This window comes from Rhizobium sp. CSW-27 (assembly GCF_018760785.1).
Classification (GTDB): Bacteria; Pseudomonadota; Alphaproteobacteria; order Rhizobiales; family Rhizobiaceae; genus Neorhizobium.
Map to the genome: position 1 here is coordinate 1 of NZ_JAHHZO010000044.1, position 3,147 is coordinate 3,147.

At 59.9% G+C, this 3,147-nt stretch carries 4 protein-coding genes; all 4 read right to left on the reverse strand.

The features are described from left to right. Positions 1 to 59: 59 nt before the first annotated feature. From KLP42_RS26390 to tnpA, 4 genes are read right to left on the reverse strand one after another with little or no spacing between them, the layout of a single operon-like run. Positions 60 to 623 (reverse strand): UPF0149 family protein, encoded by a 564-nt coding sequence (locus KLP42_RS26390; protein ID WP_215571138.1) that lies wholly within the window; start codon positions 621 to 623, stop codon positions 60 to 62. Further along, positions 620 to 2,194 (reverse strand): IS66 family transposase, encoded by a 1,575-nt coding sequence (gene tnpC / locus KLP42_RS26395; RefSeq protein ID WP_215571139.1) that lies wholly within the window; start codon positions 2,192 to 2,194, stop codon positions 620 to 622. The genes KLP42_RS26390 and tnpC overlap by 4 nt, the downstream gene beginning before the upstream one ends. A gap of 48 nt (positions 2,195 to 2,242) precedes the next feature. Continuing rightward, positions 2,243 to 2,599: an IS66 family insertion sequence element accessory protein TnpB gene (gene tnpB / locus KLP42_RS26400; RefSeq protein WP_215571140.1), complete on the reverse strand. Its 357-nt coding sequence runs from the start codon at positions 2,597 to 2,599 to the stop codon at positions 2,243 to 2,245. Then, on the reverse strand, positions 2,596 to 3,066 hold the full coding sequence (gene tnpA / locus KLP42_RS26405) for an IS66-like element accessory protein TnpA (RefSeq protein ID WP_215571141.1): 471 nt from the start codon (positions 3,064 to 3,066) through the stop codon (positions 2,596 to 2,598). The genes tnpB and tnpA overlap by 4 nt, the downstream gene beginning before the upstream one ends. Between the last annotated feature and the right edge of the window lie 81 nt (positions 3,067 to 3,147).

Below are 3,147 nucleotides of genomic sequence, written 5' to 3' on the forward strand. Positions count from 1 at the left end.
GTGAGCGCAACGAATGGCCCACGGCTTTTGTGATTGACGGATAGGTTTCTGGCTTTCGGTCAGAACCTCTGCTTTGCCCGCTTCGGCATAAAGTAGGTTCGGATTTTGACGAGTGCTTCGGCGACGTCAGCAGCATCCTGACGGGTCGCTTTGCGTTTCGCCTCGCCGAGCTTGCGGATGGGAGCGATGATATCTCCAGTGACGGCATGGCCTTGCAGGACGGGCTTCCAAAGCTTAGGCGCGTATCCTGTTCCCAGCAGAAAGCAGACGTCCCAATCGAAGATATCAAAGGTCTGATCATCGATCCTGGTGAACCGGGGCCGGTGATCTTTCGGTGTTTCGGAAAGGCTTGCCGAGATGCGGTTATACTCTGCAACGATCGTCTGCACAGCTTGATGCTCGGTCGTTTCCATCGGCAGGTTCAAGGCATCCGGACCGGTCAGTTCCGGGATCCATTTGCGTGGGTCGATGAACTTCGGGCCGATGATGAGGGCCGTAAGGTAGCCATCGAGACCGCTCATGGACCAGATAGGCGATGCCGGACGACGTCTCCTGATAAAGGCTTCGAACGCCTCGTCGTCGAGCTTCGGTCGTTCCGTCGTCCCCTGACCGTTCTGTGTCATGCCGCCCGTCTCTCCTGCTGTGCCATCGCTTCACGCTCGGCCTTCCAGGTCCAGGGCAGGAGACTTTCCATGTCCTTGGCTTTCACTTTGCCGGAGATGATCCGCTCCAGCACATCGGCAAGCCAAACCTCAGGGTCCACGCCATTCAGTTTACAGGTGTTGACGAGGGATGCGATGACCGCGAAGGTCTTGCCACCGCCGGCGCTACCCACGAACAAGGAATTCTTCCTCGTCAGGGCCACGGATTTCATCGAACGCTCGACCACATTGGAGTCCACTTCAACGCGGCCATCTTCCAGGAAGGCCGTCAGTCCGCCCCAGTGGTTGAGTGTATAGGAAACCGCCTTGCCAAGCGCCGATTTCGACGACACCTCGTCGCTCAGTTCCGTGAGCTTGGCCTTCAGTTCCCTCATGATGGGAGATGCCTCGCGGCGCCTGACGATAAGCCTGGTATCGGCATTTCCCCCGCGCAAGTCCGCTTCGATGCGATAGATTTCGGCGATCCTGGCGAGGATCGACAAAGCCTCCGAAGAGCCGGTCAGCTTGACGACATCGACGAACTTGCGCCGGGCATGGGCGAGACAGAAGGCCAGCCGCACGGGCGCGACGTTGCTCTTTCCCCGACGCTTGACCATGGTTTTGTAGGCTTGATATCCATCGACTTGCAGCACGCCGGCAAACGACAACAGCTGCCCCTCGACCTCGCGAGCGCTACGGCTTTCGGCAAAAGTATAGGCCACCGCCGGCGGCGCCGGACCATTCCATGGGCGATCGTCGACCGCTTGCGCCCATAACTGGCAGACCTTGGTTCGTTTGCGCCCCGGATCGAGCTGCGGAAGCGGCGTCTCATCACAGAACACCCTCGGCTGCGAGCGGATGAAGGCGGTCAGCGCATCGTAGAGAAGCTCGATCCACCAAGCGACCCGCGTGACCCAGGCGCCGAGCGTGCCGCGATCAATGATGACGCCGCAGGAGGCAAGCATCTGGGCTTGACGATGAAGCGGCAGATGCCAGGCAAACTTCGAAACGGCGACATGGGCAGCAAATGCCGTGGTCACCATGCCGCCATCCATCACGCGTGCCGGCGCGGGCGCTTGCACAACACCACTCTCGCAGGCCCGGCATGCATAGCGTGGCCGGATCGTCCGTCTCACCCGGACAACCGCCGGCACGATGTCGAGCGCCTCGCTGACATCCGTGCCGATGCAATGCAGTTCGAATGAGCAGCAGGGGCAGACCTTGCTCTCCGGCTCGATGACTTCGTCATAACGCGGAAGGTGCTTGGGCAAGTGGCCGATGTTGCGCGCTGGCGATCGCCGTGCCGGTGCTGTCCGGTCAGCCACGGGGGCAACATCGTCATTGGCCGCAACGGGAATGTCGTTGAGGTCACCCAGGTCGAGCATCGCCTGTGTCGGATCGACCGCCGCCATCTTTTCCGACTTCGGACCAAAGAGCTGGCCTTCCAGGAAGGCAACACGCGCCTTGAGGTCGGTGTTCTCTTCGTCGAGGAAGAGAATGATCCGGGTCAATTGCGCGGTATCCTGAGGCAATGGATCGGGTCGAAGCAGCATGAAAGACCCTACCATATAGGTGCGAATCTTCAAGCAAAACCAATAGGATCAACCGACTTTTGAGGGTCTCTTGACGGTGTTTCGCTTCACCCTTGTCCAGTCAATACCGGCTAGCAAAAGCGAGAACTCTTCGCGCGTCATCTGCATGGCGCCATCGCGGATCGGGGGCCAAACGAACTTGCCAGCCTCAAGCCACTTCGTCGCCAGGATCATGCCGGATCCATCCCAATAAATGCAGCGAAGTCGATCAAGACGCTTGGCGCGGAACACGAACACGTCGCCGCAATAGGGATCAGCCGCAAGTGCTGATGCCGCCAATGCCACCAGACCATTCATGCCGCGCCGGAAGTCGACAGGTTGCGTCGCAACCATGATCTTCACTCCACCAGGGAAAAGACCGATCACCGGCGACCCCGCAACGCCGTCACGACCGCTTGCGCCAACTCGGGCGCCACCGCGCCGATCATGGTCAGGCGTGCGCCGGCAATCTCAATCTCAATCCGACCTGCGGCGAAGTCGGCGGCATCCGACGGCAAGTGTTCGGGAGACGTTCGATCGCCAACCACGGTCACAGGCACGAACATCGCCTGCTGCGCGCAGACATTAGCCGAGCGACGAGAGGTCAGCCCGGCATCCCGACGCCAAACATTCAGCAATCCGCGATTGACGCCCCAGCGCCGAGCAACAGCCGAGATGTTCACCTCAGGTTCTGCGCTTTCCGCAAGGATGCGCGCCTTCTCCTCGTCAGTCCAATTCCGCCTCTGGCGACGACCGGTGATAACCTCGATCCGACGATATTTTCCCACATGCCTGGCTTCATGCATGCCTTCATCCATGACTTCAAGCATGGCATCAGCGCCATCTCCAACCATCCCGTTCCGCTCCTGTCGATGAAGGAGCATATCTCGCGGCCTTGGTCAGAAAAGCAAAGGTGGCCTGTTCGTCGCGCTCAC